At 52.7% G+C, this 26682-nt stretch carries 28 protein-coding genes; 8 read left to right on the top strand and 20 right to left on the bottom strand.

Annotation, left to right across the window (positions count from 1 at the left end; genetic code table 11):
- Positions 1 to 9 precede the first annotated feature (9 nt).
- The 6 genes from glgB to ACYQ3S_RS10275 form a co-directional block, all read right to left on the bottom strand.
- Positions 10 to 2127 (bottom strand): 1,4-alpha-glucan branching protein GlgB, encoded by a 2118-nt coding sequence (gene glgB / locus ACYQ3S_RS10300; protein ID WP_459688927.1) that lies wholly within the window; start codon positions 2125 to 2127, stop codon positions 10 to 12.
- A gap of 246 nt (positions 2128 to 2373) precedes the next feature.
- The gene (locus ACYQ3S_RS10295) at positions 2374 to 3603 is read right to left on the bottom strand and encodes a competence/damage-inducible protein A (RefSeq protein WP_459688925.1); all 1230 of its coding nucleotides are present in this window, start codon (positions 3601 to 3603) and stop codon (positions 2374 to 2376) included.
- Positions 3604 to 3797: 194 nt separating this feature from the next.
- Complete coding sequence (thiI, locus tag ACYQ3S_RS10290; RefSeq protein WP_459688924.1) at positions 3798 to 4967, bottom strand: tRNA uracil 4-sulfurtransferase ThiI; 1170 nt, start codon at positions 4965 to 4967, stop codon at positions 3798 to 3800.
- A gap of 38 nt (positions 4968 to 5005) precedes the next feature.
- Positions 5006 to 5662 (bottom strand): hypothetical protein, encoded by a 657-nt coding sequence (locus tag ACYQ3S_RS10285; protein ID WP_459688923.1) that lies wholly within the window; start codon positions 5660 to 5662, stop codon positions 5006 to 5008.
- On the bottom strand, positions 5659 to 6360 hold the full coding sequence (locus tag ACYQ3S_RS10280; protein ID WP_459688921.1) for a hypothetical protein: 702 nt from the start codon (positions 6358 to 6360) through the stop codon (positions 5659 to 5661). Before ACYQ3S_RS10280 ends, ACYQ3S_RS10285 begins: the two co-directional genes overlap by 4 nt.
- 33 nt (positions 6361 to 6393) lie before the next feature.
- Positions 6394 to 7521 (bottom strand): cysteine desulfurase family protein, encoded by a 1128-nt coding sequence (locus ACYQ3S_RS10275; protein ID WP_459688920.1) that lies wholly within the window; start codon positions 7519 to 7521, stop codon positions 6394 to 6396.
- 169 nt (positions 7522 to 7690) lie between these two features.
- Here ACYQ3S_RS10275 and ACYQ3S_RS10270 point away from each other — a divergent pair, with 169 nt between their 5' ends.
- Positions 7691 to 8974 carry an adenylosuccinate synthase gene (locus ACYQ3S_RS10270; RefSeq protein WP_054327390.1) on the top strand — a complete coding sequence of 428 codons (1284 nt, stop codon included), beginning with the start codon at positions 7691 to 7693 and terminating at the stop codon, positions 8972 to 8974.
- Between the two features lie 74 nt (positions 8975 to 9048).
- Here ACYQ3S_RS10270 and ACYQ3S_RS10265 read toward each other — a convergent pair whose 3' ends face one another.
- The 12 genes from ACYQ3S_RS10265 to ACYQ3S_RS10210 all read right to left on the bottom strand — a co-directional run bounded on the left by ACYQ3S_RS10265 (position 9049) and on the right by ACYQ3S_RS10210 (position 20107).
- The gene (locus ACYQ3S_RS10265) at positions 9049 to 10920 is read right to left on the bottom strand and encodes a recombinase family protein (RefSeq protein ID WP_459688918.1); all 1872 of its coding nucleotides are present in this window, start codon (positions 10918 to 10920) and stop codon (positions 9049 to 9051) included.
- Positions 10921 to 11025: 105 nt separating this feature from the next.
- Positions 11026 to 11193 carry a transposon-encoded TnpW family protein gene (locus ACYQ3S_RS10260; protein WP_459688916.1) on the bottom strand — a complete coding sequence of 56 codons (168 nt, stop codon included), beginning with the start codon at positions 11191 to 11193 and terminating at the stop codon, positions 11026 to 11028.
- Between the two features lie 397 nt (positions 11194 to 11590).
- Positions 11591 to 11824, bottom strand: coding sequence for a helix-turn-helix domain-containing protein (locus ACYQ3S_RS10255; RefSeq protein WP_459688915.1), 234 nt, complete (start codon positions 11822 to 11824; stop codon positions 11591 to 11593).
- A 5-nt stretch (positions 11825 to 11829) separates the two neighbouring features.
- Positions 11830 to 12258, bottom strand: a complete 429-nt coding sequence (locus tag ACYQ3S_RS10250) for a sigma-70 family RNA polymerase sigma factor (RefSeq protein WP_459689007.1) — start codon at positions 12256 to 12258, stop codon at positions 11830 to 11832.
- A gap of 679 nt (positions 12259 to 12937) precedes the next feature.
- Entirely contained in the window at positions 12938 to 15355 is a 2418-nt protein-coding gene (locus ACYQ3S_RS10245) for an ABC transporter permease (RefSeq protein WP_087227068.1), read from the bottom strand.
- 14 nt (positions 15356 to 15369) lie between these two features.
- Positions 15370 to 16035: an ABC transporter ATP-binding protein gene (locus ACYQ3S_RS10240; RefSeq protein ID WP_459688912.1), complete on the bottom strand. Its 666-nt coding sequence runs from the start codon at positions 16033 to 16035 to the stop codon at positions 15370 to 15372.
- Between the two features lie 177 nt (positions 16036 to 16212).
- A complete protein-coding gene (locus ACYQ3S_RS10235) occupies positions 16213 to 17244 on the bottom strand; it encodes a sensor histidine kinase (RefSeq protein WP_459688911.1) in 1032 nt (343 codons plus the stop codon).
- The gene (locus tag ACYQ3S_RS10230; protein ID WP_154268661.1) at positions 17241 to 17933 is read right to left on the bottom strand and encodes a response regulator transcription factor; all 693 of its coding nucleotides are present in this window, start codon (positions 17931 to 17933) and stop codon (positions 17241 to 17243) included. The genes ACYQ3S_RS10235 and ACYQ3S_RS10230 overlap by 4 nt, the downstream gene beginning before the upstream one ends.
- A gap of 162 nt (positions 17934 to 18095) precedes the next feature.
- Positions 18096 to 18218, bottom strand: a complete 123-nt coding sequence (locus ACYQ3S_RS10225; RefSeq protein ID WP_262348839.1) for a hypothetical protein — start codon at positions 18216 to 18218, stop codon at positions 18096 to 18098.
- Between the two features lie 9 nt (positions 18219 to 18227).
- Complete coding sequence (locus tag ACYQ3S_RS10220; protein ID WP_459688909.1) at positions 18228 to 18878, bottom strand: ABC-2 transporter permease; 651 nt, start codon at positions 18876 to 18878, stop codon at positions 18228 to 18230.
- Positions 18871 to 19731, bottom strand: coding sequence for an ABC transporter ATP-binding protein (locus ACYQ3S_RS10215; RefSeq protein ID WP_459688907.1), 861 nt, complete (start codon positions 19729 to 19731; stop codon positions 18871 to 18873). Before ACYQ3S_RS10215 ends, ACYQ3S_RS10220 begins: the two co-directional genes overlap by 8 nt.
- The gene (locus tag ACYQ3S_RS10210) at positions 19724 to 20107 is read right to left on the bottom strand and encodes a GntR family transcriptional regulator (protein WP_459688906.1); all 384 of its coding nucleotides are present in this window, start codon (positions 20105 to 20107) and stop codon (positions 19724 to 19726) included. The genes ACYQ3S_RS10215 and ACYQ3S_RS10210 overlap by 8 nt, the downstream gene beginning before the upstream one ends.
- 209 nt (positions 20108 to 20316) lie before the next feature.
- Between ACYQ3S_RS10210 and ACYQ3S_RS10205 the strand changes: the two genes are divergently transcribed.
- The 7 genes from ACYQ3S_RS10205 (at position 20317) to ACYQ3S_RS10175 (ending at position 25263) form a co-directional block, all read left to right on the top strand.
- Positions 20317 to 20691, top strand: coding sequence for a helix-turn-helix domain-containing protein (locus ACYQ3S_RS10205; RefSeq protein ID WP_459688904.1), 375 nt, complete (start codon positions 20317 to 20319; stop codon positions 20689 to 20691).
- Positions 20692 to 20946: 255 nt separating this feature from the next.
- A complete protein-coding gene (locus ACYQ3S_RS10200; RefSeq protein WP_459688903.1) occupies positions 20947 to 21276 on the top strand; it encodes a plasmid mobilization protein in 330 nt (109 codons plus the stop codon).
- A complete protein-coding gene (locus ACYQ3S_RS10195; RefSeq protein WP_459688902.1) occupies positions 21237 to 22568 on the top strand; it encodes a relaxase/mobilization nuclease domain-containing protein in 1332 nt (443 codons plus the stop codon). Before ACYQ3S_RS10200 ends, ACYQ3S_RS10195 begins: the two co-directional genes overlap by 40 nt.
- A complete protein-coding gene (locus tag ACYQ3S_RS10190; protein WP_459688900.1) occupies positions 22565 to 22936 on the top strand; it encodes a cysteine-rich VLP domain-containing protein in 372 nt (123 codons plus the stop codon). The genes ACYQ3S_RS10195 and ACYQ3S_RS10190 overlap by 4 nt, the downstream gene beginning before the upstream one ends.
- Before the next feature lie 431 nt (positions 22937 to 23367).
- Positions 23368 to 23562, top strand: a complete 195-nt coding sequence (locus tag ACYQ3S_RS10185; protein WP_459688898.1) for a helix-turn-helix domain-containing protein — start codon at positions 23368 to 23370, stop codon at positions 23560 to 23562.
- Between the two features lie 119 nt (positions 23563 to 23681).
- Positions 23682 to 24623, top strand: a complete 942-nt coding sequence (locus ACYQ3S_RS10180; RefSeq protein ID WP_459688896.1) for an abortive infection family protein — start codon at positions 23682 to 23684, stop codon at positions 24621 to 24623.
- Positions 24607 to 25263 carry a pentapeptide repeat-containing protein gene (locus ACYQ3S_RS10175; protein ID WP_459688895.1) on the top strand — a complete coding sequence of 219 codons (657 nt, stop codon included), beginning with the start codon at positions 24607 to 24609 and terminating at the stop codon, positions 25261 to 25263. Before ACYQ3S_RS10180 ends, ACYQ3S_RS10175 begins: the two co-directional genes overlap by 17 nt.
- Before the next feature lie 267 nt (positions 25264 to 25530).
- Here ACYQ3S_RS10175 and ACYQ3S_RS10170 read toward each other — a convergent pair whose 3' ends face one another.
- Positions 25531 to 25734 (bottom strand): transposon-transfer assisting family protein, encoded by a 204-nt coding sequence (locus ACYQ3S_RS10170; RefSeq protein WP_459688893.1) that lies wholly within the window; start codon positions 25732 to 25734, stop codon positions 25531 to 25533.
- A gap of 2 nt (positions 25735 to 25736) precedes the next feature.
- Positions 25737 to 26681: a hypothetical protein gene (locus ACYQ3S_RS10165; protein WP_459688891.1), complete on the bottom strand. Its 945-nt coding sequence runs from the start codon at positions 26679 to 26681 to the stop codon at positions 25737 to 25739.
- Position 26682 lies beyond the last annotated feature (1 nt).

Raw genomic sequence — 26682 nt, 5'->3', positions numbered from 1 at the left:
CATTTTTCCCTACTTTTCCCCGTCCGGACGAACGGCCGGCGCCTTTTCCGCCGGTTTGACGACCGCCCGCGTGCCGGTCTTGGCAACGGCTTTTTCGCCCGTTTTCGCCACCGCCCTGGTGCCGGTTGCCCGCACTGCGCGCGCCCCCGTCTTGGCGACCGCCTTGGACGTTTTGCCCTTTTTGGCTTCCGCGGCTTTCTTGGCCGCTTCGATCTCGGCCTTGGTGCGGCGCTTGGCGCGCGGCTTGCCCTTGAAGAACAGCACGCCGAACCGCGGGATCTGGATCTTGATGGACTGCTCCTGCCCATGCAGCGGCTTGTTTTCGCTCCTCACCCTGCCGTTGGACAGGCCGCTGCCGCCGAATTCCGTCCTGTCCGAGGTGAAGATTTCCTCATAGCTGCCCGCGAACGGCACGCCGATGCGGTAGCCCTCCTGCATCTCCGGCGAGAAGTTGACCACGATCACGATATCGCTTCCATCTGCCGCAATCCGCCGGAACGCGATGATGTTATTGCGGTTGTCCTCATGGCTGATCCATTCAAAGCCGCGCCAGTCGGTATCCTGCTCCCAGAGCTGCGGCGTTTCCAGATAGAAATGGTTGAGCGCCTTGACATAGGTCTGCATCTGCTTGTGCGCCGGATAATCCAGCAGCATCCAGTCCAGCCCGCGCTGATAGGCCCATTCGGAGAACTGCGCGAATTCACCGCCCATGAACAGCATCTTCTTGCCCGGGTGCGCGGCCATATAGCCGTACAGCGCGCGCAGGCCGCCGAATTTATTCTCATACGGGTCGGGCATCTTGCCGATCAGCGAGGCCTTTCCATGCACCACCTCGTCATGCGACAGCGGGAGGATATAATTCTCCGAAAACGCGTACATGAACGAGAATGTGATCTTGTCGTGCATATCCTTGCGGAAGAACGGGTCCGCCGAGCAGTAGCACAGCATGTCGTTCATCCAGCCCATGTTCCACTTGAAATTGAAGCCCAGGCCGCCGTCGTAGCCCGGCTTGGTGACCATCGGCCAGGCGGTGGATTCCTCCGCGATCATCATCACGTCCGGATGGTCGGTCAGGATATACTCGTTGAGCAGGCGCAGGAAATCGATGGCTTCCAGGTTCTCGCGGCCGCCGTGGATATTGGGGCGCCATTCATGCTGGCGGTTGTAATCCAGATACAGCATGGAGGCGACCGCGTCCACGCGCAGGCCGTCCATGTGGAATTTTTCGATCCAGAACATCGCGGAGGAGAACAGCAGGTTGCGCGTGGACACCTTGCCGTAATCGAACACGCGCGTTCCCCATTCCTTGTGCTCCATCTTGAGCGGGTCGGCGTATTCGTACAGGTACGAGCCGTCAAACTCGACCAGTCCGCAGCCGTCCTTGGGGAAATGCGCCGGCACCCAGTCCATGATGACGCCGATACCGGCCTGGTGCGCCTTGTCAATCAGGTACATCAGGTCCTTAGGCGTACCGTAGCGGCTTGTCGCCGCGAAATAGCCGATGACCTGATACCCCCACGAACCGTCGAACGGGTATTCGGTCAGGGGCATGAATTCGATATGGGTATAGCCCATTTCCTTAACATAGGGTACCAGCTCGTCCGCAAGCTGGCGGTAGGAATAGAAGTTCCCGTCCTCATGCAGCTTCCAGGAGCCGAGATGGCATTCGTAAATATTCACCGGACTGGAGTAAGGCAGGTGGCTTTTGCGCCATTCCATCCAGGAGGCGTCGCTCCATTCGTAGCCCTCGATGTCGAACACCTTGGAGGCGTTGCCCGGGCGGGTTTCGGCGTGGAAGCCGTAGGGGTCGGATTTATCGAACACATCGCCCGATTTTGCCCATACGCTATACTTATATGCGGCATATTCCGGAACATGCGGGATAAATTTTTCCCAGATGCCCTGCTCGTCCCGCTCCATGTAATCCACTTCACGGTCCCAGCCGTTGAACTCGCCCATGACCGAAACCTTTTCGGCCTCCGGCGCGTAAACGCGGAACAGGTATCCTGGTTCGCCGTCCTGCACCAGCGGGTGCGCGCCCATATAGTCATACGCGCGGCAGTCTCTTCCCGAATAAAAGAGCTTGCTCCGCTTCCCGCCGGCCGGCGATGCGCTTTTCTTCTTCACATTGCATCCTCTCCCTCTTACAAACCGCCAAAACAAGCTGATTTCCAGTTTTTTACGAATTTTTTGTCTATTTCGCTTGTTTTTCCGCAGCAAGCCTGGCTTTAGTTGGATATAGTATACATCAACAAAGAAAAAAAGTCCAGCAATTTTACACAATTACCAGACTTTTTTAATGAGAATTTTGTTTGGTTTCAACAGCTTTTGTCGGGAAATGTTGAGATAATGCACAATATCCCTATGTTCTGTTCAGAAAATGTTCCGGCGGATCATATCCAGCGCAGTGGAGGCCGCCTGCATGCGCACGCGGTCCCGCCCGTTCATGGACTTCATTTTACGGGTGAAGTTCCGCCCCTTGTGCCATACGCTGATGTACACCAGGCCGACCGGCTTGTCGTCGGTCCCGCCGCCCGGTCCGGCCACGCCCGTGATGCCCACGCCCACGTCCGCGCCCAGCGCCTGCGCCACGCCCGCAGCCATCTGCTCGGCCACCTCGGGCGACACCGCGCCGACCGTGTCCAGCGTCTCCTTCCGGACGCCCAGCAGGCGCGTTTTGACCTCGTTGGCATAGGAGCACACGCCGCCCAGATAATACGCCGAGCAGCCCGGCACGTCCGTGATGCGCTTGGACAGCAGTCCGCCCGTGCAGCTTTCCGCCACGGCGAGCGTCAGGCCGCGCGCCTGCAGTCCGTCGCCCACGACCTGCTCCAGCGAATCCACATCCACGCCGTACACATCCTCGCCCAGCAGGCCGCAGATCTTTTCCACAACCGGCGCGAGCAGCTTTTCGCATTCCTCCGGCGTGTCCGCCTTGGCGGTCACGCGCGCGAAGCACTCCGAGGTCTTGGCGTAGGGCGCGATGGTCGGGTTTTTGCTCTCGGCCATCATGTCGTGCAGGATGGTTTCCATATTGCTCTCACCCAGGCCGAACACGCGGATGTTGCGCGAGACGATGCAGCCGCCCGCAAACTTGTACAGGTAGGGCATCGCGCATTCCTTCCACATGGGGTTGCACTCGCGCGGGGGGCCGGGCAGCATGATGACATGCTTGCCATACGCCTCGAACGCGCAGCCCGGGGCGGTTCCCCATTCGTTGACGAACACGGTGCAGCCCTCGGGCAGCCAGGCCTGCTTTTCGTTGTTCGGCGTCATCTCGCGGCCGATGGTCTGGAAAAAGCCCTTGATGCGGTCGAGCGAGGGCTGGTGCAGCGCCATCTTTTTCCCGAAGACCGAGGCCAGCGTTTCCTTGGTCAGGTCGTCGAGCGTGGGGCCGAGGCCGCCGGTGGTGATGATGATGTCCGCGCGGTCGCGCGCCGTTTCGACCACATGGCGCAGGCGCGCCGGATTGTCTCCCACCACGGTCTGATAAAATACGTTGATGCCAAGCTCGCTCAGGCCCTGCGAGATGAGCTGCGCATCCGTGTTGACAATGTCGCCGAGCAGGATCTCGGTGCCGACGGCGATCAGTTCTGCATTCATAACTGCTTCTCCTTTCGCGCCCAATGCGCGCAGTAAATAACTCAATCAAACCGCAGCTTTGCCGCGGTTTGATACCACGACCCGCGCCGTGGCGGCGCGACCGCCTTTGGTTACAAAGGCGAGGGGGTTATCGAAAAAAGTTTCTTTGGAACTTTTTTCGTATCTAAGGGGGACAGCGTCCCCCTTAGAGCCGTTTACGGCAGATGGATGATCTCCACCCCCGCGACCGCCTCGTCCACCAGCGCGTCCACCTCCAGGCGGCTTTCCGCCTCGAGGATTTTCGGCATCTTGGGCTTGGTGTTCGGGTGCTTGGGAGTGAACACCGTGCAGCAGTCCTCATAGGGCAGGATGGAGGTTTCAAAGGTGTCGATCTTACGCGCGATGGTCACGATCTCCTCCTTGTCCATGCCGATGCACGGGCGGAACACGGGCAGCCCGCACACCGCGCCGGTCACGGCCATGGCGGGCATGGTCTGGCTGGCCACCTGGCCGAGCGATTCGCCCGTAATCAGCGCGCCGCAGCCGTATTCCACGGCGACCCTTTCTGCAATACGCATCATGAAGCGCCGCATGATGAGCGTGAACAGCTCCTCGTGGCACTTTTCGCGGATCTCTTCCTGGATTCTGGTGAACGGCACCACCATCACGCTCATGCGGCCGCACCACACGGTCAGCTTGCGCCCCAGCTCGAGCACCTTCTCCTTGGCGCGCTCCGAGGTGTAGGGGTAGCTGAAGAAATGGATGCCCACCAGCTCCAGGCCGCGCTTGGCCATCATCCAGCCCGCAACCGGACTGTCGATGCCGCCGGACAGCAGCAGCGCGGCCCTGCCGTTCGAGCCGATCGGCATGCCGCCCGCACCCGGCTCGGGGCCGGCATGCACAAAGGCGTACTTTTCGCGCATTTCGACATGCACGGTCAGGTCTGGGTGGTGCATATCCGGTTTGACCGCTGGAAAGCGGTCGGCCAGCTCGCCCCCGACCCGCTGGCTGATCTCGGTCGAGGTCATGGGGAGCTTTTTGTCCCCGCGCTTGGTTTCCACCTTAAAGGTCCCTGCCTGCGCAAAGCGCGGCGCCAGATAGGACTGCGCGGTCTCGATCACGCTTTCGAGCGTCTTTTCCGGACACACGGCCGCGCGCGAGATGGTCGCGAAGCCGAACACATGCCGCGCGCAGTCCATGACCGCGTCCGCGTCGGCCTCCTCCGGCACCTCGACGTACACGACCGACTGCCGCATGGAAATCCCGCAGTCCGCGACGTGCTTCATGCGCCGCGACAGGTTTTTGAGCAGCCGGTCCTCAAAGGTCTTGCGGTTGAGGCCCTTGAGGACGATCTCCCCGCATTTGAGCAATAATACTTCTTTCATACGATCTCCTTTTATTTTTTATGTATCAAACGAACCCGTTACCGGTCCACCGTGAGCGCGCCGCTCTGCACGTCCACCGCGACCACACGGATTTCCCCGTCTTTCTGCGCCTCAAAATGATACGCGCCCAGCCTGCCGTCATGGTCGCAGACATACCAGTAGGCCAATACGGGCTGCCGGTAGCCCTCCTGCTCCACGAGCCGCGCGGCCTCGTCCACCGGAAGCGGCCGCAGCGCCGCGAACCAGACAAGCGCAATGAGGAGCAGCACGCCGTAAAGCCCCGCCATCCCGCTGGGGGTATACTCCCGCCCGTTCCGGTCCAGCAGCAGGATGCAGCCCAGATACCCCACGCAGAGCCAGGTGTCCAGCAGCCAGGGGTACCTCGCAAAAAAGCACGCCAGCACCAGCACGCCGCACGAAACTCCCAGTTGTAACAGCCGCGTCAGCAGGCCGTCTGGACGGTGTTTTTCCGCCGTCTTCCGCACCGCGGTTTCGCTGTTCCCCGTATCCCTGTCCATCGAAAAACGCAGCGCGCCGCCGATTCCAGACCCCAGCACGATCGGAAACATCACCCTGCATCCGACCCTGCCGCCGTAATGCCCGCCAAACGTCAGCCAGCCGAACCACACCACGCAGGCGAGCCACAGCACCGCCGCAAGGCCGTACTGCCGCGCCGGATGCCGCCCCGCTTTCATGCGCCCACCTCGGACTGGGCGACCGCGCCGGACGAGGCGACCGGCACATAGACCATGAAGCGCCGCCCGTCCTTCTCCGCGGAAAACGCGTAGTGGCCGAGCGCGCGGTCCTCCACCGTCGCATCCTCATAGAATCCCATGCGGCCGCGGCCGTCCTCCTCCCACAGGCTGTCGCCGTGCGAGATACCCTCGTGCGCGAGCTGCTCATACCCCAGCCCGCGCGCGAGCTGCTCCGCCTGCGCCAGCGGGATAGGCCGCACGGCGAGGAAGTAGCCCGCCGTGCAGAGCAGCATGCTCAGCGCAATCAGGAACAGTCCCCGCCCGACGCGCGAGCTGTTCCGGATGGCCAGCAGCGATTCCAGCCCCGCAGCGGCGAACAGGCCGATCGTCAGGCAGCCCAGCAGCAGGCCGTGCATGCCCCCGCGGATCTGGAGCAGGATCACCACAGCGTCGATTACGGCGCCCGCGATGCGGGCTCTGGGCGATACCGCGGCCGACCACCGGCGGTTTTCCGGCTTTTTCCGAAGCTCGAACGCCAGCAGCGCCGCCCCCAGTATCACAAGGACCGCAAAAGCGATCTGTCCCCCGCCGAGCAGCGCGCCGCCGTACCACACGCGGTCCACCACCGGAAGCGCAGCGCACAGCGCGGCCAGCAGCGCCACGCTGACCACGGAAAGCAGTTTCTCTCTCTTTGCCACGGCTGTCCTCCCCCTTTTTCCCAGGCGGCGCGCTTACCGGCGCAGCATCCGCACACCCTTCTGCGCCGCGCGGATAAACGCGTCCACATCTTCGGTTGTATTGTGCGGCGCGAACGAGACGCGCAGCGCGCTGTCCGTGCGCTCCTTCGGCAGGCCGAGCGCGCGCAGCACCCCGCTCTGCCTGCCCTTGGAGCAGGCGGACCCGCTTGAAACGTACACGCCGTCGCTTTCGAGCACGCGCAGCATAACCTCGCTTTTGCAGCCCGGCAGCGACAGGTTGACCACATGCGGGATATCCCCCGCGCCGTTGAACGCCGCGTCCGGCAGGGACGCCGCCGCCTGTTCCCTGAGATAGGCCGCGAGCGCTGCCACATGCGCGTAATCCTCGTCAAAACGCGCCATGCGGATCTCACACGCCCTGGCGAACGCCGCGATATTCGGCAGCGCCTCGGTCCCCGGGCGCAGCCCCTTTTCCTGCCCGCCGCCGAACATCAGGGGCGGCAGGCGCAGCCCCTTCCTGACATACAGCGCGCCGATGCCCTTGGGCGCGCCGATCTTGTGGCCGGAAACGCTCATCAAATCGCACTTCCACTTTTTGGGCGCGAGGGGTACGCGGCACAGCCCCTGCACCGCGTCGACGTGGAACAGCGCCTGCGGCGCCCTGGCCTTGAGCAGCGCCCCCAGCTCGGCCACGGGCTGCACCGTGCCGATCTCGTTGTTGACCAGTTGGCAGGACAGCAGGACCGTGTCCTCGGTCAGCGCCGCTTCCAGCGCCGCAGCCGTGATATGGCCGGTCGCGTCCGGCGCGAGGAACGCCACGTCGAACCCCTCGGCCGCGAGCTGCCTGCAGGTGTTGAGGGTGGCCGCGTGTTCGATTTCGGTGGTGATGACGCGCCCCTTTTTGTGGCGGTTGAGGTGGGAAACACCGCGCAGGCTGATATTGGTGCTCTCCGTGCCGCAGGAGGTGAAGTACGTCTCCTCCGGCAGGCAGCCGAGCGCGGAAGCGACCGTCCTGCGGCTGTCCTCCAGCAGGCGCGACGCTTCTATCCCCATCCTGTGCAGGCTCGACGGGTTGCCGAACGCTTCGCACATGGCGCGCAGCGCGGCGTCGGCCGCCTCGGGCAGCACGCGCGTCGTCGCCGCGTTGTCCAGATAATGCATGCTCGTTAACTCCTTATGATTGCTTTACGCAATTATTTTACATCGCCGGCCGGCCTTTTACAAGCCAAAACCCGCAAAATCAGGATTGAAAAGCGCGCTCCCCTATGCTATACTTTGTCTGTATGGCATGCGGAAAGCATGCGCAAGTGCAAGAAAGGAATGAACTCCTATGCCAGGTAAGGTGATCCTCGGCGCGCAGTGGGGCGACGAGGGCAAGGGTAAATTTATCGATATTTTCGCAGGCAGGGCCGATCTGGTCGTGCGCAGCCAGGGCGGCAACAACGCGGGCCACACGGTCGTCGCGGGCGGCGAAAAATACAAGCTGCAGCTCATCCCCTCGGGCATCCTGTATCCGGCGTGCGTCAATGTGATCGGGCCGGGCGTGGTCGTCAATCCCAAAGCGGTCCTGGGCGAGATCGACGGCCTGCACGAAAAGGGCGTTTCGACCGACAAGCTGTTCATCGACGCCCGCTGCCATTGCATCCTGCCGTGGCACCTGGAGCTGGACGCGCTGAGCGAGGCCGAAAAGGCCAAGGATGGCACCGCCATCGGCACGACCAAAAAGGGCATCGGCCCGACCTATATGGATAAATCCGAGCGCAGCGGCGTACGCATGCATGATTTTGTCGATCCGGACCGGTTCGAAACCGTCGTCCGCGAGGCGTGCGCGTACAAAAACCGCGTGATTACGGGCGTGTACGGCGGCGAGCCGATCGACGCGGACGCGGTCGTCGCGGAATACCGCGCCTACGCCGAGCGCCTGCGCCCCTATGTGACCGACACCTCGCTCCTGACCTGGGAAGCGGTTCAGGCTGGCAAGGAGGTGCTGTTCGAGGGCGCGCAGGGTACGCTGCTCGACCTGGATATGGGTACCTATCCGTTCGTCACCTCGTCGCATCCGGTAGCGGGCGGCTGCTGCATCGGCTCGGGCGTCGGCCCGACCGCGGTGCGCAGCATCATGGGCATATTCAAGTCCTACACAACCCGCGTGGGCGAGGGGCCGTTCCCGACCGAGCTGTTCGACGACACCGGCGATTACATCCGGAATGCCGGCGGCGAATTCGGCACGGTCACCGGCCGCCCGCGCCGCACCGGCTGGTTCGACGCGGTTGTGGCGCGCTACGCGGTGCGTGTCAACGGCATGACTGAGGCCGTAATCAACAAGATCGACCCGCTGCGCGGCCTGCCCAAGCTCAAGGTGTGCGTGGCCTACCGGCTGAAGAACGGCGAAACCGTCACCGAGCTGCCCGCCAATTTCCTGGCGCTGGACGGCTGCGAGCCTGTGTACGAGGAGTTCGATGGCTTTGACGAGGATATCACGGACTGCCGCTCGTTTGCCGAGCTGCCGCAGACCGTGCAGAGCTACATCCGCGAGCTGGAGCGCCTGATCGGCTGCCCGATCACCATGCTGGGCGTTGGACCGGCGCGCGACCAGGTCATCGAGCTGGCCTGACGGACGCATAATAAAAACGGCTGCTTTAGGGGCGGTGACGTAAGAAAACATTTATGTGAGAGAATCGGCGTAGTTTAGGCTACGCCGGTTTTCTTTTCTTTTTGGGCTGCTTTGGATTGCTCCCTTGCTTCCTCAAAATCAAATGCACCAATGAAGTTGTAGACAATCTCGATTTCTCTGACCTTGATGCGCGGCTCGTTCTCGTCCGGCGTATAGACCTCGGAGATATAAATTTTCTCCACAAACTCCCGGAGAACAGAAGCGTCAAGCTGCTGCATATCGGTGTACTTCCTGACCGCTGCAATAAACTGTCTGACATTGACTTTCTGCTTTTCCTGTTCCTTGACTTCCTGCCGTAGATGTTCGACAAGGTTTGTAAGGTTGGTCTGTTCCAGCTCATAGTCACGGGACAGTTTGATGAAACGCTCGTCGGAGAGCTTGCCGGAAATGTTATCCTCATACAGTCGCTTGATGATAACATCCAGCTCGGCAATCCTCTTTTGCGATTGCGTCAGGGTATCTTTCTTTTGCGCCAGCTCCTTGTCCCGTTCCCGCAGGCTTTGATCCGCTGCCCGTTGCACAAAGTCGTCCTCATACTGTGTCACATACTGAATGGCTTCCCGCAGGTTCCGCAGTACGATTTCTTCAAGGACAACGCGCCGGATTGAATGGGTCGTACATAAGGTGCGGTCTTTACGGTAGGTAGAACAGATGTAATATTCCTGCTCTGGCTTGTAGCAATTAGCACGGCACAGGTACATCTTGCCGCCGCAATCCGCACAGTACAGCAGGCCGGAGAACATTCCCATGTCCCCCATTCTGGTAGGACGGCGACGGCCCTGCCGGATTTTCTGGACAATCAGAAATACACTTTCCTCAATGATGGGTTCCTGTGTGTTCTCAAAAATTACCCATTCCGACGGGTCGTTCCACAGCTTCTTCTTGCTCTTGAACGATTGCTTGGTGGTTTTGAAATTCACCGTATGGCCCAAATAGTCAAGGCGCTCCAAAATCCGTGATACCGTTTCATTCGTCCACTTGTAGGGACTGACAGGCGGCTTATTGGATACCGGCAGTCCCTTATCGTAGGCGTAAGCAGTAGGGTTTAGCACCCTATTTTGTGTCAGCCATTTTGCGATCTGCGTCGGCCCCATACCATCCATGCACAGTGCAAAAATCTTTTGGACAATGGCGGCAGCTTCTTCGTCCACGATCCACCGCTTCTTGTCCTCCGGGTCTTTCTTGTACCCATAGGGCGGGATGGTGGTAAGGTGTTCGCCGGAACGTCCCTTGGATTGCCATGTTGCCCGGATTTTCTTGCTGGTGTCCTTGGCGTACATTTCATTAAACACATTGCGGATGGCGGTAAACTCACTGTCCCCGCGTACACTGTCCACACCGTCATTGACGGCAATAAAGTGGACGCCATACTCTGGAAACAGCATTTCCGTGTACATCCCAACTTGAAGATAGTTACGCCCGAACCGGCTCATATCCTTAACGACAACGCGCTTGATCTTGCCCGCCTTGATGTCAGCAAGCATCCGCTGGAATCCGGGCCGGTTGAAGTTGGTTCCCGAATATCCGTCGTCCTCGTCATAGTGGCGGATGGCTGTATAGCCATGATCCCGGCAATACTTTTCCAAAATCCGCTTCTGGTTGCTGATACTATTGCTCTCGCCGTCCAGCTTATCTTCTTGGGAAAGACGCTCATAGCAGGCGGTAATGCCCTCGGCTTCCTCCTGCGGCTGGCTGTGGACATAGAATTGCAGCACCGTGTTTTGGATGGCCGTCTTGGTTTCCTCGCTCAACGGCGCGTCGTTGGACACGCGCTGAAAGGAAGTGACTGGCTGTTGGTACATTTGATTGTCAAGGTTCAAAGTAGTATCGTTATTCCGTGTCGCACGGCGGTTCCGTGCAATCACCATTTCCGGCTGTTTGCTCATAAGTTCCTCCTATTCCGCAGCCGGAAAACGAGGCATGATACAAGTATATTATACCATATCATGCCCCGTTCGTCTGCTCGTAGGAAATTAAAAAATCTTTAATTTTTAAGTCGCTGCTTTGCTCATATCGTTTTGGAGCAGCCGACGGATTTTCTTGACTGCGGTTTCTTTTGCGCCGTTTTTGACGGTCGCTTTCACAATATATCGAACGCCTCCGATCTCGTACTGACGTACTACGGGGGCGGTCTGGTTCTGACTTGTTACTGCACTCATACAGTAATCCCCCTTTCGCTTACATTGGTGTAAAACGAAATGGGCAGGACGGACGGCTGCTGGCACAGCTCCACGGGAGTTTCACCCCGGCCCATGCTGATGGGTGCGCCGCGCAATGCTTTGAGGGCGTTCAACGCGGGAGTATCATTGTCCTGCCTGTACGTCGTCGCCCGTAAGCTGCCACACTCACTTTACAGTATGGTGGTTCTCGCTCCGCTTTTCCCGTAGGGAAAAGCCTCATGGCGCACCTGCTGCACGGCTCGGCACAGACAGAATGTGTCCGTTTTGCCCTATGATGCGCCGCTGGTGCGGGCATATTTGTCAAAGAGCTGTGATGCCACAGACCTTTTGCTGGCGGGGAAAGGGTAAGCCGCTGCATCCAGCCGGGCAATTATCGTTAAACTTTAACGATGGCTTGGATCAACCTGATCTCTAAACACCGTTTCATGTACTCGTCCACGCACAAATGAGGGCAGCCGTCCTCGTCATAGAGCGTCCGGGTACACAGACAATTCATGTAATCGTCATAGTACCGAAGCAGCCGTTCTACGGCTTGGGGATCGCCCGCACGGGCAGACACATACACTGAAAGGGGCAAAGGCTCTTTGCCTTTGCAGGCAGGTTCTTTCATCCGCGTCAACCTCCTTCCGGCATGAGCGCCATCAATTTTACACGCAACTCTTTCAGTGTTTTTGTCCTGTGGCGCTGGACGGCGCTGCGGGACATCCCTGTGAGGCTGGCGATCTCGCTGTCTGCCATATCCAGTACGCAGTACAGGATCAAAATACTTTGTTCCTGTTGCGGCAGACTGGCAAAAGCGTCGGCCACAAGCTCGTTGTCGATATGTAAATCGTACCCATGAGAGCTAAACACAAAGCTGTCGCTGGGATAGCGGTCTACGGTGCAGAGCTTGTCCAACTCATGCTGCGGCAGGTCGCTGAATATCGTTTCACGATTTCTTTGACGCTTCATATTCCGCAGATAAGCCCGTGCCTCGTTTTTCAGCACTTTTTTGCAAAAGGCATCAAACTGGCCTCGTCCATAGTCGCGGGGGATAGCTTCCATCATTCTCACCCCCTTTCTGTTGGGGGATTAGGTGGTTCTCTCCCTTTCCGCTACTAATAATCCTGCGATACCCTTTGCTGCCCGCTGAACGCCTCCTTTTTAGACTTTTTTTGAAATCATCTTCGGGGTACAGAGCAGACCGCAGAAAACAACAAATTTCGCCCGGCAGGTCGTAGACCCACCGGGCGAAATTAGAAGTGTTATGAAATTGATTTACATAGTATAGTACATACTCATGGCCGCTTGTCCCCATTGCTGGGGACAGGCTTTTTTTGGCGGTGCAATCCCCGTCTTATTTTGTCGAAACGCTCTTTGCTTCATGGCGGCTCCCTCCTAAAGCCGCCGATCTCGCCAGCGTCAGGGCGTCGTCATTCTATATGAGGGCAAAAGAACGGCGGCCTTGATCTACTCAAAACCGCCGTATCGTCAGTGATACAGGAAAGCGCACGAAATCCTCTGCCCGTCAGCGGTTTTTTTCTTTCCTCCGCTGTGGAGGCAGATGTTTCTTATTGATTTACCACAAGCATAAACTACAAATGTTACACAAATGTCCGAGGTACCTTTAATTTCGACAAAAAAACAGGCTGAATTGTTACAATGCTCGGACATTTCAAAAAATATTTGAGAAATAGTAGAACCGGCAGGGTAGCATACGCCCCCCGCCGATTCCATACAGTTGCTATTCCGTTCTCAATCGTTCCACCAAAGTATCTTTCTCAATGGATCGGCTAACCCCATAGCTAATGCAAATCTGCAATCCGACGAGCAAAATGGAGAATAAAAGAATCGGGAATATATTAAACTCAAAAAGGATAAATTTCAGAGCCAATACCTTATTTGCCAAATAGCATAGCAAAGCACCTACTGTAACGCCCAAAAAGGTTGCCAATATTGCAGACTTTACACTAATGCTCATTCCCTCTCGGTAAAGCATTTTTCTTAGTTGTTGATTTGTCATTCCAACTGCCTGTAAAAGCGCAAATTCCCGTTTACGGACAATAGCGCTGCTGATTAGCATATTCACCATATTTAATAGCCCGAAAAGAATTACAAATGCAGATATACCGTACAGACTGCTTGTGGTTGCCTTTATGAATCCTCTAATTGTAGAAAATTCTTCATCGTAAATTTTGAGCCTCAAATTCGGATTTCCGCTTATAAGCGCCATGATCCCATCTTGAACAAATTCCTTATAATCCGGGTCGCAAAAAACGGATAAATGTGATGTATTATTATAAGGGGAAAGTTCTGCTATTGCTTCGCTGGTACAATAGAACAACCCTGTTGATGGGAAGTAAGCAATCCCGGCAACGGTAAAAGTTTTTTCAATGTTTTTTCCGGCAACATCAAAATGGAATAATAGTGTATCTCCAATTTTCAGATCGCCATAGTTTGTATCACTTCGATCTGTACGGTATTTATTGACAACTATGCCATCCAGACCGACTTCATCATAATTGATTGTACCGTCCACAAGTTCACTTGCATTAGCAACAAGTTCTGGTGATAGACTGTTTACAATTTCTAAATTGTCCTCTGGCGAATCGTAGACAACTTTTGATTCTACTAAGCGGCCCACGACACATCCATCCAATACAATCTTTTCTACGCCGGGAATTTTATATATTTGTGCCTGCAAATCCTCTGATAGAGGATTGTCTTGAATGATAGTCGGAAAACGCTCATAAAAGTTATCCATCTGTATGCCAATCTGGAAATCCTCGTCTAATGGATAGCTTTGTCGCAACATAGCCGGAAGATTGATGGAAGAAATAAGGATAGCTAATGCAATCATCAAGGTTCCACTAATACTCAATGAAATAATTGACATACGGTTTTTCTTCTGATTCATTTTCAGGTTGCTTTGCGCCAAAGTATTTGGTGTAATCCGCTTCAATGTTTTGTGTCCTTGTCTGGCCTTTTCCCCTTGAAATTTCATTGCTTCAATAGGAGAAGTTTTGGCAAGAAGTTTCGCCGGCTTTCTCAAAGCGAACTTGATAACAGCAAAAATCAAGAAACCAGACAATAAAACAATCGCCATGTCATATAAAAGCCATTGCACCCCGGAGAGAATAACTACAATCAAAATAGAAATCAATGCTCCCAAAGGGATAAACCGTAATGCCAGTAAATTCCCCTGCATTTTCAAAAAGTAACGCAACTGTTTTTTCGTCGTCCCTAATGAAATGAACTGGGCATACATGGGCATCGAATTGACAATGGAAATATAAAAAATACTGTAAATTACAAAACTGCTGGCGAACATAATGAATATCGCAAAAAAGATAATACCGACCACTACAGCACCATCAATATAGATTCCATCAATATATCTGTCATTTAATATGATGTCAAAATCTTCAATACCTTCGGCTTCGCCTTTACTTTTCAAAAAATCTTTTTGAGTGTCAGGACTCATATCGGCTTTTTCCGAATTAAGTGAAACTAATACATCAACCGTCGTAGCGGTTTGCGTGCTGTAAGTTAAAGAAAGCTCGCTGTACTGCTGTGCGTATTCTGTGCGGAAACGATCAGAGGTCAGAATATAAAACTGTTTTCCTTTTTCCTGTGTTTTGTTTTGGATAATGCCGCAAACAGTAAATGTGTTTTCTTTCAATTCATTTGTCAAGGTGTCTACATATTCAAAGGAAAATGTATCACCTAATACCAATTTGTGAATAGACAGATAAGTTTCAGATACAAGTACCTCTGTGTTATTTTGCGGCAGGTTTCCATCCAGCAGTTCAAAGCCCAAAAAGGACATTGCCGGATCATCCATGTATGCCAGATCAGTGCGCCCATCATCGTTCACAATATTACCAAAAGTTTTGTAAACACCAACTGCTTCAAAATCATTATCGGTCTGTAACTTATTTTTCGTATCTTCGCTCACAGCGCGAAACATAGCATGATAAGGTGCTTGTGTGGATTGTTTCAGTGCGTCATTTACTAAAATCGAAAAGACGGTTGCCATTAGGCAAGTCGCAATTACAATAATAATTGCAGTGATTAAAGTCTTGAGCCTATGTTCCTTTAGGTCAGCTTTCGCCAGTTTCTTTATAATAGTGCTGGTATCATTTTCAAAAGGCCATGTCATAGCCTGCCACCTCCTTACTCCACGATCTTGCCGTCCTCAATACGGACAATCCGATCTGCAAGACGGGCAATATCGTTATTGTGGGTAATCATCACGACAGTTTGCCGAAACTCCGCACTGGTACGCTTGATAAGCCCCAGCACCTCGGCGCTGGTCTTGCTGTCAAGATTGCCGGTCGGTTCGTCGGCCAGCACAATAGCCGGTTTGGTAATCAGGGCGCGGGCAATCGCCACACGCTGCTGCTGGCCGCCGGAAAGATTGTTCGGCATATTTTTCAGTTTATCTTCCAGTCCCAGCAGGTGAACAACTTCGTTCATAAACTTCTGATCTACTGTATCTCCGTCCAGCTCTACCGGCAGGACGATGTTCTCATACACATTCAGAATGGGAACAAGGTTGTAATTCTGGAAGATAAAGCCGATGTTTCTGCGCCGGAAGATGGTGAGCTGCTCGTCATTCATCTTCGCCAGCTCCTTGTCCCGGACGATCACATTCCCGGAAGTGGGGGTATCCAGCCCGCCCATCATGTGAAGCAGGGTGGACTTGCCGCTGCCGGAGGTTCCCACAACGGCCACAAACTCGCCGTCCGCCACGGAGAAGTTCACGCCGTCAAGGGCGCGGGTGATGTTCGGCTCTGTGCCGTAATACTTTTTCAGGTCAATCGTCTGTAAAACGCTCATATTCAAAACTCCTTTCAAGGCTTCCTGCCTGTTGATAAGGGTATTGTAAAACCCAAATGTCCGCGAAATGTTACAGCGGCCAAAAAATTTCATTGAAAATCGGGGTGAAATGTTACAGCACTCGGACATTTCAAAAAATTTTACGGCGGGCAGCCGGAAATGGCCGTCCGCCGCGTCCTATTTTGTTGGCAGCATAATGGAAAATTCCGAACCCTTGCCCTGCTCCGAAACCACTTTAATATAACCGCCCTGCCGCGCTACAATCTCGCGGGCCAGATACAGGCCAATACCCACGCCCTGCTGTTCGTGTACTTCTTCCTCACGATAGAAGCGCCGGAAGATGGCGGCCTGATTGCTTTCGGAAATGCCCTTGCCAGTGTCGGCTACTTTGATTTCTACATACATTTCCCACAGCACCACCGACACCGTGATTTTCCCGCCTGCCGGGGTGTACTTTACCGCATTGTCCAGCAGATTAAAGAGGGCTTCGGATGTCCACTTTCTGTCATGGGAAACGGTCAAATCCTCCGGGCAGTCCACGGACACGGTGATTTCCTTTTTCTCCGCTGCATACACGATCCCACTCATGGCCTGCGCCACGGTATCAAAAAGGCGGCCCGGCTTCTTATCCAACTGGATCACGCCTGTTTCCAGACGGGAGGTTTTCACAAGGGCTTGAAAGAGAAAGTCCAGCTTATCCGTCTGGCTGCGGATTCCCCGGATAAAGTCGGTGCGCTCCGCCTCCGTCATAGGCTTTTCCAGCAGGGTGTCCGTCGCCATTTTCAGATTGCTTACCGGCGTTTTTACCTGATGGGAAATATCCGATACAAGGGTCTGCAACTCCTGCCGTTCCTCGTCCACCCGGCGGCGGTTCTCCTGCATGATTTGGTAAAGCCTTGCCAGCCGGTATCCGATTCTGGCAAGCTGGGTTTCGCTGTCCTCTTGGCGCTGGGGCGCTTCATTCCCGGCGATCATGTGGTCTAAAGTCTGGCACAGGTCAGCGGTAAACTGCGACAGCCGCTTTCCAAACACCTGCGTCAGTACAAAAATCCCCACAAGGGCGCACAGCAGCAGCACCCCGCCCGTCAGCAGCACCGCTGTCTGTTTGGTCACAAGAAACAGGGCTATGGTGATCCCGGACATAGAGAGGACAAGCCCTATTGCCACCCGGCCAAACAGCCCCTTTACCGAGAGGTTTTGAAACTTCATTTTGCCTCGCCTCCCGTCCATTGATAGCCCATGCCGTAAACGGTCTTGATATAGGGCGCGCCGCCGTCGGATTCGATCTTGCTGCGAATCCGGCTGATGGAGGTTGTCAGGGTGTGTTCGTCCACAAACCTTTCGTCTATATCCCACAGCTTTTCTAAAAGCTGCCCACGGGTCAGCACTTGCCGGGGATTTTTGCGGAACAGGTTCAGCATTTTATACTCCATCGGGGATAGGGTCAGAGGCTTGCCATTTAAGGAAGCCGTCTGCTCCGAGAAGTCCAGAAACAGCCGCCCGTCGTCGTAAATGTCCTTGGCCGGTTTGTGGTGTTCCAGCATGGCAAACATAGCTTTGATTTTCCGCTGCAAGGCCCCGATCACAAAGGGCTTTGTGATGTAGTCCACCGCGCCCACCTCATAGCCCCGTATCTGGTCGCTCTCCTGATCGTTGGCGGTCAAGAAAATTACGATGGTGTCCGGGTGCTGGGGCTTTATCAGCTTGCACAACTCAAAACCGTTCCCGTCCGGCAGGTTGATGTCCAGCAGCACCAAATCAAATTCCCGCTGGCGGATGGCGTCGGCTGCGGTTCTGGCATTTAGGGCAGAAGTCACGCCGTAGCCGTCTGCGGTCAGGTTGTAGGCCAACATCTTATTCAAAAAACTGTCGTCCTCGACAATTAAAATCTGCTTCATATCCTCACTTCCTTTGCTTTTTGCAGATAGTATAACAGGCAAATGTCCGCGAAATGTTACAACGGACAGATTTTTACAAAAAATCTATCATCAAAATATAGCTCTATTAAAAAGCAGCACCAAAGAAGATATTTTCATATTCCTCTTGGTGCTGTTTATATATTATTTCAGCTTATCCTTATTATCTTCTTGTTTCTTTTTATCCCGATATTTCCGTATGAGTTTATTACGGATAGGAACGCCTACACCAATCAAAAGTACAACTGCCAAAATTGTGAAATCCATACAATCACCTCACATTTCTTTCTTCTTCATAATCCGAATGGACAAGATGATAGAAACCGCATACATCGCGACAATAGAAAAAACCGCAAGGAAAACGAGAAGTATCGGAGAAGATTCAACGATTGAAATAATTGACTTCCCGATAGCTGGCATTTTCGAGAGAAGAAGTAAAGTCACCAAAAAACCGGCCACTGGAATATACATAAATACCCGTCCTTTAATTGAGCCGTACTTGTAATATCCCGGAATCTGGAACACGGTATAGAGCGCAAATAAGAATACTCCTGCAATAGCGGCAGTCACAATGTCAAATACGCCAACTGTTTCACCCAGCACTTTCAAGACAAGCGGCTGTGCAATCAAAGAAATAATCAGGGAAAGAAGTCCCATTGCAAGGACGAAAACATAGCGTCCGATCACAAGCTCGCTTTTACGAACAGGTAAAATACCAAACAGCCGATCCATGCTGTTTTTCTCTGTGATGGAAAAGGTATATCCTGTCGTCATGGCAATAAAGCACATGGCAAATGATACCCCTGTCAGTAAAGAACGATTGATTGCGGCAAACACAATCGGTAGAAGCAGGGTAAAGCAAATTGTCTTAAAATATGGTTTTACCAATGCAATATCTAATTTTGTGGATTTCAAAATATTACTCATAATCGTCACCTTTCTTGCTTGTAAACACTACAATTTCATCAATGGTGGCAGGCTCAACGGTCAGGTTAGGGAAACCGCTAATATCTTCGGTTTTCATCAGCGCCTCAAATCCCGTAGGGAATGTACGAATACCAGCCGCCTTATTTTTCAGATCATCGGACAGTTCCTCAATTCCACCTTTTACAATGCGGAACATATCTACAAAATCATCTTTGCTGCCAGTAAAGTACAGCTCGCCATAACTGATGTAGGTAATATAATCGGCTGCACGCTCCAAATCGCCTGTGATATGGGTAGAGAACAAAACACTATGCTCGCCATCTTCAATATACTCTGAAAGAATTTTCAAAAGTTCATCTCTGGAAACCGGATCAAGTCCACTGGTCGGCTCGTCAAGGATCAGCAGTTTGGCGTCGTATGAAAACGCACAGGCAAGCATTAACTTCATCTGCATACCTTTGGAAAGTTCTTTTACCTTTTTGGTTGGTGCAATGTGAAATTTCCGTAACATATCCGCAAATTTCTGGCTGTCCCAATTTGGATAAAATACCGAAATGGATTTTTCAACCTGCGACACTTTCCAATCATCACTGAAATAATTTGTATCGAAAACAACGCCCAGCTCTGATTTTACTTTTTGTTCTTCTGCGATATTATCCAGCCCCATCACTTTGACTGTACCGCCGGTGCGCTTGAGCATATTCAAAATCAGTTTGATTGTCGTTGTTTTGCCAGAACCATTCGGGCCGATCAAGCCCATAATATATCCCTTTGGCAAAGTAAAGCTGATATTGTGAAGCTGGAAAGAATCAAAAGATTTTGAAAGGTTCGTTACCTCTAAATAATTATTCATCTGTTTTTACCTCCGTTAAAATGTCCAAAAGGCGATGTAATTCCTCTGTGGATAGATTTGCCATTCTTGCAGCTTTTATTGCTTCGGTGAGATTGTTTTCTACTTTGCAAATGAGCTGCTCCTTAATCAGTTCTGAACCAGAACCCATTACGAAACATCCGCGCCCCTGCACATTTTTAACAAAACCCTCTTGCTCTAATTCTGTGTATGCCTTTGTCGCTGTTAAGACGCTGATCTTTAAGTCTTTGGCAAGTGTTCTAAGGGAGGGCAAAGTTTCTTCGGCTTGAAGCTCGCCGGATAAAATAGCCGCCTTGATCTGCTGCTTAATCTGCTCGTATATGGGGACGCCAGATACATTTGAAATAATCAGTTTCATTGTTGCATCCTCCGTGTGTTTTAACTGTTATGCTGTTGTGTATAACAGTATAACATGATAGGCGTATCTTGTCAATATTTCAAGGGGGGGGTGGAAATGATTTCCTCTGTCTATGTTTCGAGATATGAATTATAAAGTTTAATCTTCCTGCATATAGCAACATTCCATTGAGAAAATATGAAATATACAATGTAGATGGGTGGTGCTATATGGCAAATATCAAAGATTGTCCCGGCTTTGAAACTTTTGGCGCGGATGTAAAAGCGGCGCGGAAAGTCAAGCAGTTATCGCGTAAGACGCTGGCGGAACAGGTCAATATCGACTGGCGCTATCTTGCCAACATCGAGAATGATGGAACGATCCCCAGCCTGCCGGTTATCATACAGCTTATCAAAGAGTGCGGCTTACCTGTGGAACGGTACTTCAACCCGGAGATCATGCGGGAAGAAAGCCCACAGAGGCAACGGGTCAGCCACAAACTGAAACTTTGTCCAGAGCAGTATTTGCCGATCATCGAGGGCGCGATTGACGGGGCTATTCAAATCCAAAATCCAAAGAAGAAAAACGAAACGGGGGATGTGTGAAAGCATCCTCTGTTTTCCATTTTATCAGAGAGCCGCAAGGCTCTCTGATTTTTTTGCCTTTTTTCAGAAAAACTTCGTGTTTTGCGGGCAGTTGGACGTGTTTGTAGCGTTTTAGTAGCGGAGAAGAAGAAACGTAGCAAGCATAGGAAGTGTAGCCACACTTCCGAAAACCGGCCCGCCTCTGTCCCTGCGGGCCGTGGCCGGTTGCTTGTTGGGGAAAGCCCCAAACCCCTGTTCAGAAAGGACGGTGAATGAATGACAAACCGAACGCGAAACATTGTGCTGCGTGTCCCTGTTACGCCGGAAGAACGGGCCTTGATCCAGCAGAAAATGGCCCAGCTCCACACGAAGAACTTTTCCGCCTATGCCCGGAAAATGCTCATTGACGGATATATCGTCCACATGGACACCAGCGACATCCGAGCGCAGACCGCCGAGCTGCAAAAGATCGGCGTCAATGTCAATCAGATTGCCCGGCGTATCAACAGTACCGGGACTGTGTACGCGCAGGACATTGAGGACATCAAAGGGGCGCTGGCGAAGATATGGCAGTTACAAAGATACATCCTATCAAGTCAACGCTGAAAAAGGCGCTGGACTACATCGAGAACCCGGACAAGACCGAGGACAAAATGCTGGTGTCCTCCTTTGGCTGCTCCTATGAAACAGCGGATATAGAATTTGAAATGCTGCTGGCGCAGGCCATCCAGAAAGGCAACAATCTGGCCCACCACCTGATCCAATCCTTTGCCCCCGGCGAGGCCACGCCGGAACAGGCCCATGAGATCGGCAGGCAGCTTGCCGACGAAGTGCTACAAGGCAAATACTCCTATGTGCTGACTACCCACATCGACAAGGGCCATGTCCACAATCACCTGATTTTTTGTGCTGTGGATATGGTGAACCACCGCAAGTACAATTCCAACCGGCAGAGCTATGCCTATATCCGGCGCACCAGTGACCGGCTGTGCCGGGAAAACGGCCTGTCCGTGGTACAGCCCAGCCGGGATAAGGGCAAGAGCTATGCGGAATGGGATGCCGGTCGCAAGGGCAAGAGCTGGAAAGCCAAACTGAAAGCTGCTATTGACGCCGTAATCCCGCAGGCCAAAGACTTTGACGATTTTCTCCGGCTCATGGCGGCGCGGGGCTATGAGATCAAGCAGGGCAAATTTATTTCGTTCCGCGCCCCCGGACAGGAACGCTTCACCCGCTGCAAGACCTTGGGCGAGAACTACACCGAGGAAGCCATCACCAGCCGGATCAAGGGGCTTGCCGTGGACAGAGGCCCGAACCGGCAGCGCAAGGGTATCACCCTGCGAATCGACTTGGAGAACAACATCAAGGCCCAACAGAGCGCGGGCTATGCACGTTGGGCGAAGCTCCAAAATTTGAAACAGGCCGCAAAGACAATCAACTTTCTTACCGAGCATGGCATAGAGCAATATGCCGAGCTGGAAAGCAAGGTAGCGGAGATCAGCGCGGCCAACGACGAGGCGGCTGCGGCCCTCAAAGACGTGGAACGGCGTCTTGGGGACATGGCGGTGCTGATAAAGAACCTCACCACCTACAAGCAACTCCGGCCCGTGGTGCTGGAATACCGCAAGGCCAAAGACAAGGCCGCGTTCCGGCGCGAACATGAAAGCCAGCTCATTTTGTACGAGGCAGCGGCAAAGGCCATCAAGGACGCCGGGATCACAAGGCTGCCTGCTCTGGCCGCCCTAAAAGCCGAGTACCGGGAGCTGGACAAGCAGAAAACGCGGCTGTACGAACAGTACGGCGAAGTCAAGCGAGAACTGAAAGAATACGGTATCATCAAGCAGAATGTGGACAGCATTTTACGGGTGACGCCGGGAAAGGAGCAGGCACAAGAGCTATGAGCATACCGAGAATGAATTACCCTCAATACCGCAAGGCCCGGAAGCTGACACATGAGTGCTGCAACTACTGTGACGGAAACTGCCTCTTGCTGGACGACGGCGAGGAATGTGTGTGCGTCCAGAGCATTTCCTATTCGTTGCTGTGCCGGTGGTTTCGTGCCGCTGTTCTCCCGCTGGACGGGGCGCTGTATGCCGAGATCACCCAGAGCAGGGACAGCGTGAAACGGTGCGCCGTGTGCGGGGCTGCATTTACACCGAAATCTAACCGGGCGAAATACTGCCCGGATTGTGCGGTTCGGATGCGCCGGAAGCAAGAGGCCGAAAGGCAGCGGAAAAGATACCTGCAATCTACGCAGTTAAGCCGCTGAATAGGCCGCCGCAGCGGGCTTCTGGCAAGCGATTGACGGGGCGGCAATAGGATTGCTCCAATCCCCGCCGAAACAGGCTTTGAAATGCGTAGAATAAATCCATAGGAAAATGCCGGATGCAGGGCCAGCAAGCCACCGCGTCCGGTGTTTTCCTATGGGCTGTTCAGGATAATGAATTACAGGGTGTATCAGTGCCACAAGCTATATGCTGAATACGAGAGCTGAAAGCCCCTCCTATCTACGCATTTAGAGGGTAAAAAGTCCACGGAAATCAAGGCTTTTCGGTGGTGGTCGGTGGGGTGGCAGAATGATTTATCAAATACCCTCTGAATAGCGGGTCTAAATGCGTAGGAAAAACTTTCCGGCACTGGTTTTCATGCTGCTTCTGTGGTATGCTTGACAGGACGATAATCAAGACAGGAGTTGACACGATGGCCGAACAGGAAATGTTGCTGGACACCGCTACCATCAAGGCCGCCGTCGCCGGTGAGCTATGGGCTAAAGAAAAGGTAGTTGAACACTACACCCCCATGATCGACGAGCTGGCCGTTGACGAGGACATGAAGCAGCACTTGATTATGAAGCTGCTGGAAGAACTGCCAAACTTCCCGATGGATCAGGCATAAGAAAAAAAGCGCCGGACGCAGAGGCATACAGCCCCCGCGCCCGGCGCTCTGCATAGTAGAACATGGCCTATTTTTCTGGTATAATAAAAGAAAAAACAACTTAGCTGGGAGATATATCTATGGGAAAAAATGTGTTTTCTTTGCTTCGTTCCAAAGAAATAATTGCAATTTTAGATGGGGATAAGGAATTTGGTGATATGACCTTTGAAGATAAATACGGCAATGAAAAAAACATAAAAATTGCCATGCCATATCTTAGTGGGCCAGCTATATGCGAAATTTCCTCCCTTTTTGGGCTACCCTCAACTTATTCATGGTCTGGTGGTGCATTAAGTCGCTGGCAATATTTCGATAAAATAATGGAATTTTGTATTAAGCAAAATAGGATGTCTGATTTCCTTGCCTACATATTTTCCAAAGATAAATTTGTTGAATCGTTAAAGGGCCTATCGCCAGAAGATATTGAGGAAGCGTATCGGACTATTGTGCAGAAAATCTTAGAGCAGATTAACAGTATTCTATATTTCGGCGGCAATGAACTCCGTGTGGTTGGCAAGTCATATCAAATTGGGCAAATCGGTAAGGTTGTTACCGTTGCTGCACCAACAGTAAAGGTTATAGACCGTGCTTACATAAAAGATTTAGCTGAAAGAGCTAACAAAGACATTGATGATGGAAATTTTGATAGTGCAATAACAAAAGCTCGCACAATACTTGAAGAAACATTTTGCTATGTTATTGAGAAAAAGGGAGAAGTGCCATCAGATAGCGGTGATATTGGAAAACTTTACGGTCAGGTAAAAGCTCTATATAATATGCACGCACACAAAGATTTGGATAGGCGTATAAACACTTTACTTTCCGGCTTGGAAAAAATAATTTCTGCAATCGCAGAAATGCGAAACAAGGAAAGCGACGCTCATGGTGTGGGCAGTAAGCGCATTGGTATAGCAGATTATCATACAAGGCTTTTTGTTAATGCTGCAATCGCAATGGCAGATTTTATATTGTCTGTATATCAAAATGCAGAGAGGGACATCAAAAATGGGACAGACTTATAGAATTGATCGGCTACACATTATTACACACAAGTGTAAGCCAAAAAAAATAGTCAAAGAAGCACGATGTCGTTATTTAGCAAAAAGCCAAATAGTAAACGGTAACGCAAAGGGAAAACATTTTGATTATTTGAACTTTCGCGGTTCTCATTTCAAAAAAGTGGATTTTTCTCACGCCATAGTTTCTGGATGTGATTTTTGGGGAGCAAGTTTTAATAAGTGCAATTTTCGTAATGCACATATTACTGACTGTGTATTTATGGGATGTCGGTTTACTAACTGTGTGTTTGATGGTGCCAATGTAGAATATACAACCATAGTCAATACAAATTTGGCTGGATGTAGAAATATCGTTCTTGGCAAAAATACAGAAGTTCTATCGCAATATCCGAATGTTGATGTCACATCGGAATTAGAGGAAGTATTAAACGCATTAAGAAATAATGTAAACATCCGTAAGTATAAGCTCCTTCACCTTCCGGGTAATAAAATTAACTATCTCAATATTTATCTATTGCAAAAGAAATTTTCACTGGAAGAATTACCCAAACTACTATGGCATATTTATAGTAAATCAAATAAAAATGTGACAACATACAAAAAATTAGAGTTAGCATTGAAAGCTGAAAAAAGAATGTTATAATATATTTGTCCCGCCCCACACAATCGAGAGGTTGTGTTGCTAATGAGGCTTGGAAACAAGAGATCGGGGACTGTAACATGATAGCTAACATTCGAGGAGGGATGTCTATGATTTCTAATATGAGTACTATCATCAGCTTTATTTGCCTGATTGCTGGAAAAATGTTAAATGTTGTAGCCCCTCTCGATTGTTTGGGGTAACAGAAAAAATTAACGCCGGACGCAGAGGCCATACAGCCCCCGCGCCCGGCGCTTTGCTATGCTTGGATCACTCATCCGTGAAATGGAATTGCTGCGCTTCAAAGTCGGCGTTGTTCATGGCGTCCAGCTTATCGGCGGTCTGGCGGGCCAGCGCCGCTATGTCCTCGTCCATATCCGGCAGGGCGGCCCGGATGTTGGCCGCCGTCCTGCGCCGGTCGCTCTTGTGATACATACAGATCAGGTTTTCTTCTTCCACGGTAAACTGTACCATTGTCATACCTCCAATTCATTTTTCTTGGTTCTGGCCGGGGGCTTTTTCGGGGTTTGGGCCTGTTTGGTTTCGGATAGCTGCCTGCGGATGGAAGCGCGGGGCCTCCGCGCTTCCTTATCCCGGTTCTCGTCCTTGCCGATCACCGCATACAGGCCGTGCCGGTCTTTCATGCCGGTAAAGCACAGGGATTTATAGGGCAGCATGGAAAACAGCCGGTCGGTGTCTTTGCTGGACGCAATCTGCACGAAATACGGGGACAGCTCCACCATGAAATGCGTCTTGTTGGGGCTGTTGGGGGCAGGCAAGGTTTTCAGCTCGGCCACGATCCGCTGCGCCTCGGCCAAAATCATGCCGTCATGCAGCGCCGTGACGTGAGCCTTGAAGTCGCCGGGCGCAAGCTGCGCCCGGCCTTTCTGTTCTTGCCGCAACAGCTCCCGCAGGTGTTCCGGCTCATTGGGTTTGGCCTCATACCGCAGGAACGCCCCCAGCTTAGGATCGGGCCGCCCGTCGAAGTACAGACCGGCGGGCTGCTCCCGGTCGCCCTTTTCATAGTGCAGGATAATGTTGTCGGCCTGTACCGCCTCGGCTGCGACGTGCCGGAAGTGCTGGGGATAGTCCAGCTCATAGAGATTGCCGCGAATGACACCCCGCACCTTGCCGATCAGCTCCACAGCGTAGGCCAGCACCCGGTCACGGGTCTGCTCCCCGTAAAACTTCCATGTGTTGTGCTGCGCGGTGCCTTGCAGGTACACATCACTTTCCCGGAAACAATGTGTCCCGGACGGGCGGGACATCCACAAAAGTGTCTTGTCCTCGGCCTTGTCGCTGGCAGCGGCCCGCCCGATGATCTCTTTGTCGATCTCAAAATCGTTGCGATAAAAGGCGGTGTTCTGCCGCATGAGCTGTTCCAGCGCGGCCAGAACATCCACATTCTCAAACCTGTTCATG

This window comes from Agathobaculum sp. TL06 (genome assembly GCF_054658635.1).
Note: the sequence above shows the minus strand (reverse complement) of the source record. Positions and strands in the feature narration are given on the sequence as shown.

What these genes read in the sequence shown, in the direction of transcription:
- ACYQ3S_RS10180 (WP_459688896.1), top strand. Translation starts at nt 23,682, where the DNA reads ATGGGAAAAAATGTGTTTTCTTTGCTTCGTTCCAAAGAAATAATTGCA.
- ACYQ3S_RS10165 (WP_459688891.1), bottom strand. Translation starts at nt 26,681, where the DNA reads ATGAACAGGTTTGAGAATGTGGATGTTCTGGCCGCGCTGGAACAGCTC.
- ACYQ3S_RS10285 (WP_459688923.1), bottom strand. Translation starts at nt 5,662, where the DNA reads ATGAAAGCGGGGCGGCATCCGGCGCGGCAGTACGGCCTTGCGGCGGTG.
- ACYQ3S_RS10225 (WP_262348839.1), bottom strand. Translation starts at nt 18,218, where the DNA reads ATGGATTTCACAATTTTGGCAGTTGTACTTTTGATTGGTGTAGGCGTT.
- ACYQ3S_RS10190 (WP_459688900.1), top strand. Translation starts at nt 22,565, where the DNA reads ATGAGCATACCGAGAATGAATTACCCTCAATACCGCAAGGCCCGGAAG.
- thiI (WP_459688924.1), bottom strand. Translation starts at nt 4,967, where the DNA reads ATGAAAGAAGTATTATTGCTCAAATGCGGGGAGATCGTCCTCAAGGGC.
- ACYQ3S_RS10195 (WP_459688902.1), top strand. Translation starts at nt 21,237, where the DNA reads ATGGCAGTTACAAAGATACATCCTATCAAGTCAACGCTGAAAAAGGCG.
- ACYQ3S_RS10230 (WP_154268661.1), bottom strand. Translation starts at nt 17,933, where the DNA reads ATGAAGCAGATTTTAATTGTCGAGGACGACAGTTTTTTGAATAAGATG.
- ACYQ3S_RS10240 (WP_459688912.1), bottom strand. Translation starts at nt 16,035, where the DNA reads ATGAGCGTTTTACAGACGATTGACCTGAAAAAGTATTACGGCACAGAG.
- ACYQ3S_RS10170 (WP_459688893.1), bottom strand. Translation starts at nt 25,734, where the DNA reads ATGGTACAGTTTACCGTGGAAGAAGAAAACCTGATCTGTATGTATCAC.
- ACYQ3S_RS10275 (WP_459688920.1), bottom strand. Translation starts at nt 7,521, where the DNA reads ATGCATTATCTGGACAACGCGGCGACGACGCGCGTGCTGCCCGAGGCG.
- ACYQ3S_RS10255 (WP_459688915.1), bottom strand. Translation starts at nt 11,824, where the DNA reads ATGAAAGAACCTGCCTGCAAAGGCAAAGAGCCTTTGCCCCTTTCAGTG.
- ACYQ3S_RS10235 (WP_459688911.1), bottom strand. Translation starts at nt 17,244, where the DNA reads ATGAAGTTTCAAAACCTCTCGGTAAAGGGGCTGTTTGGCCGGGTGGCA.
- ACYQ3S_RS10270 (WP_054327390.1), top strand. Translation starts at nt 7,691, where the DNA reads ATGCCAGGTAAGGTGATCCTCGGCGCGCAGTGGGGCGACGAGGGCAAG.
- ACYQ3S_RS10200 (WP_459688903.1), top strand. Translation starts at nt 20,947, where the DNA reads ATGACAAACCGAACGCGAAACATTGTGCTGCGTGTCCCTGTTACGCCG.
- ACYQ3S_RS10205 (WP_459688904.1), top strand. Translation starts at nt 20,317, where the DNA reads ATGGCAAATATCAAAGATTGTCCCGGCTTTGAAACTTTTGGCGCGGAT.
- ACYQ3S_RS10260 (WP_459688916.1), bottom strand. Translation starts at nt 11,193, where the DNA reads ATGAGTGCAGTAACAAGTCAGAACCAGACCGCCCCCGTAGTACGTCAG.
- ACYQ3S_RS10185 (WP_459688898.1), top strand. Translation starts at nt 23,368, where the DNA reads ATGGCCGAACAGGAAATGTTGCTGGACACCGCTACCATCAAGGCCGCC.
- ACYQ3S_RS10220 (WP_459688909.1), bottom strand. Translation starts at nt 18,878, where the DNA reads ATGAGTAATATTTTGAAATCCACAAAATTAGATATTGCATTGGTAAAA.
- ACYQ3S_RS10215 (WP_459688907.1), bottom strand. Translation starts at nt 19,731, where the DNA reads ATGAATAATTATTTAGAGGTAACGAACCTTTCAAAATCTTTTGATTCT.
- ACYQ3S_RS10295 (WP_459688925.1), bottom strand. Translation starts at nt 3,603, where the DNA reads ATGAATGCAGAACTGATCGCCGTCGGCACCGAGATCCTGCTCGGCGAC.
- ACYQ3S_RS10250 (WP_459689007.1), bottom strand. Translation starts at nt 12,258, where the DNA reads ATGGAAGCTATCCCCCGCGACTATGGACGAGGCCAGTTTGATGCCTTT.
- ACYQ3S_RS10245 (WP_087227068.1), bottom strand. Translation starts at nt 15,355, where the DNA reads ATGACATGGCCTTTTGAAAATGATACCAGCACTATTATAAAGAAACTG.
- ACYQ3S_RS10210 (WP_459688906.1), bottom strand. Translation starts at nt 20,107, where the DNA reads ATGAAACTGATTATTTCAAATGTATCTGGCGTCCCCATATACGAGCAG.
- ACYQ3S_RS10265 (WP_459688918.1), bottom strand. Translation starts at nt 10,920, where the DNA reads ATGAGCAAACAGCCGGAAATGGTGATTGCACGGAACCGCCGTGCGACA.
- ACYQ3S_RS10175 (WP_459688895.1), top strand. Translation starts at nt 24,607, where the DNA reads ATGGGACAGACTTATAGAATTGATCGGCTACACATTATTACACACAAG.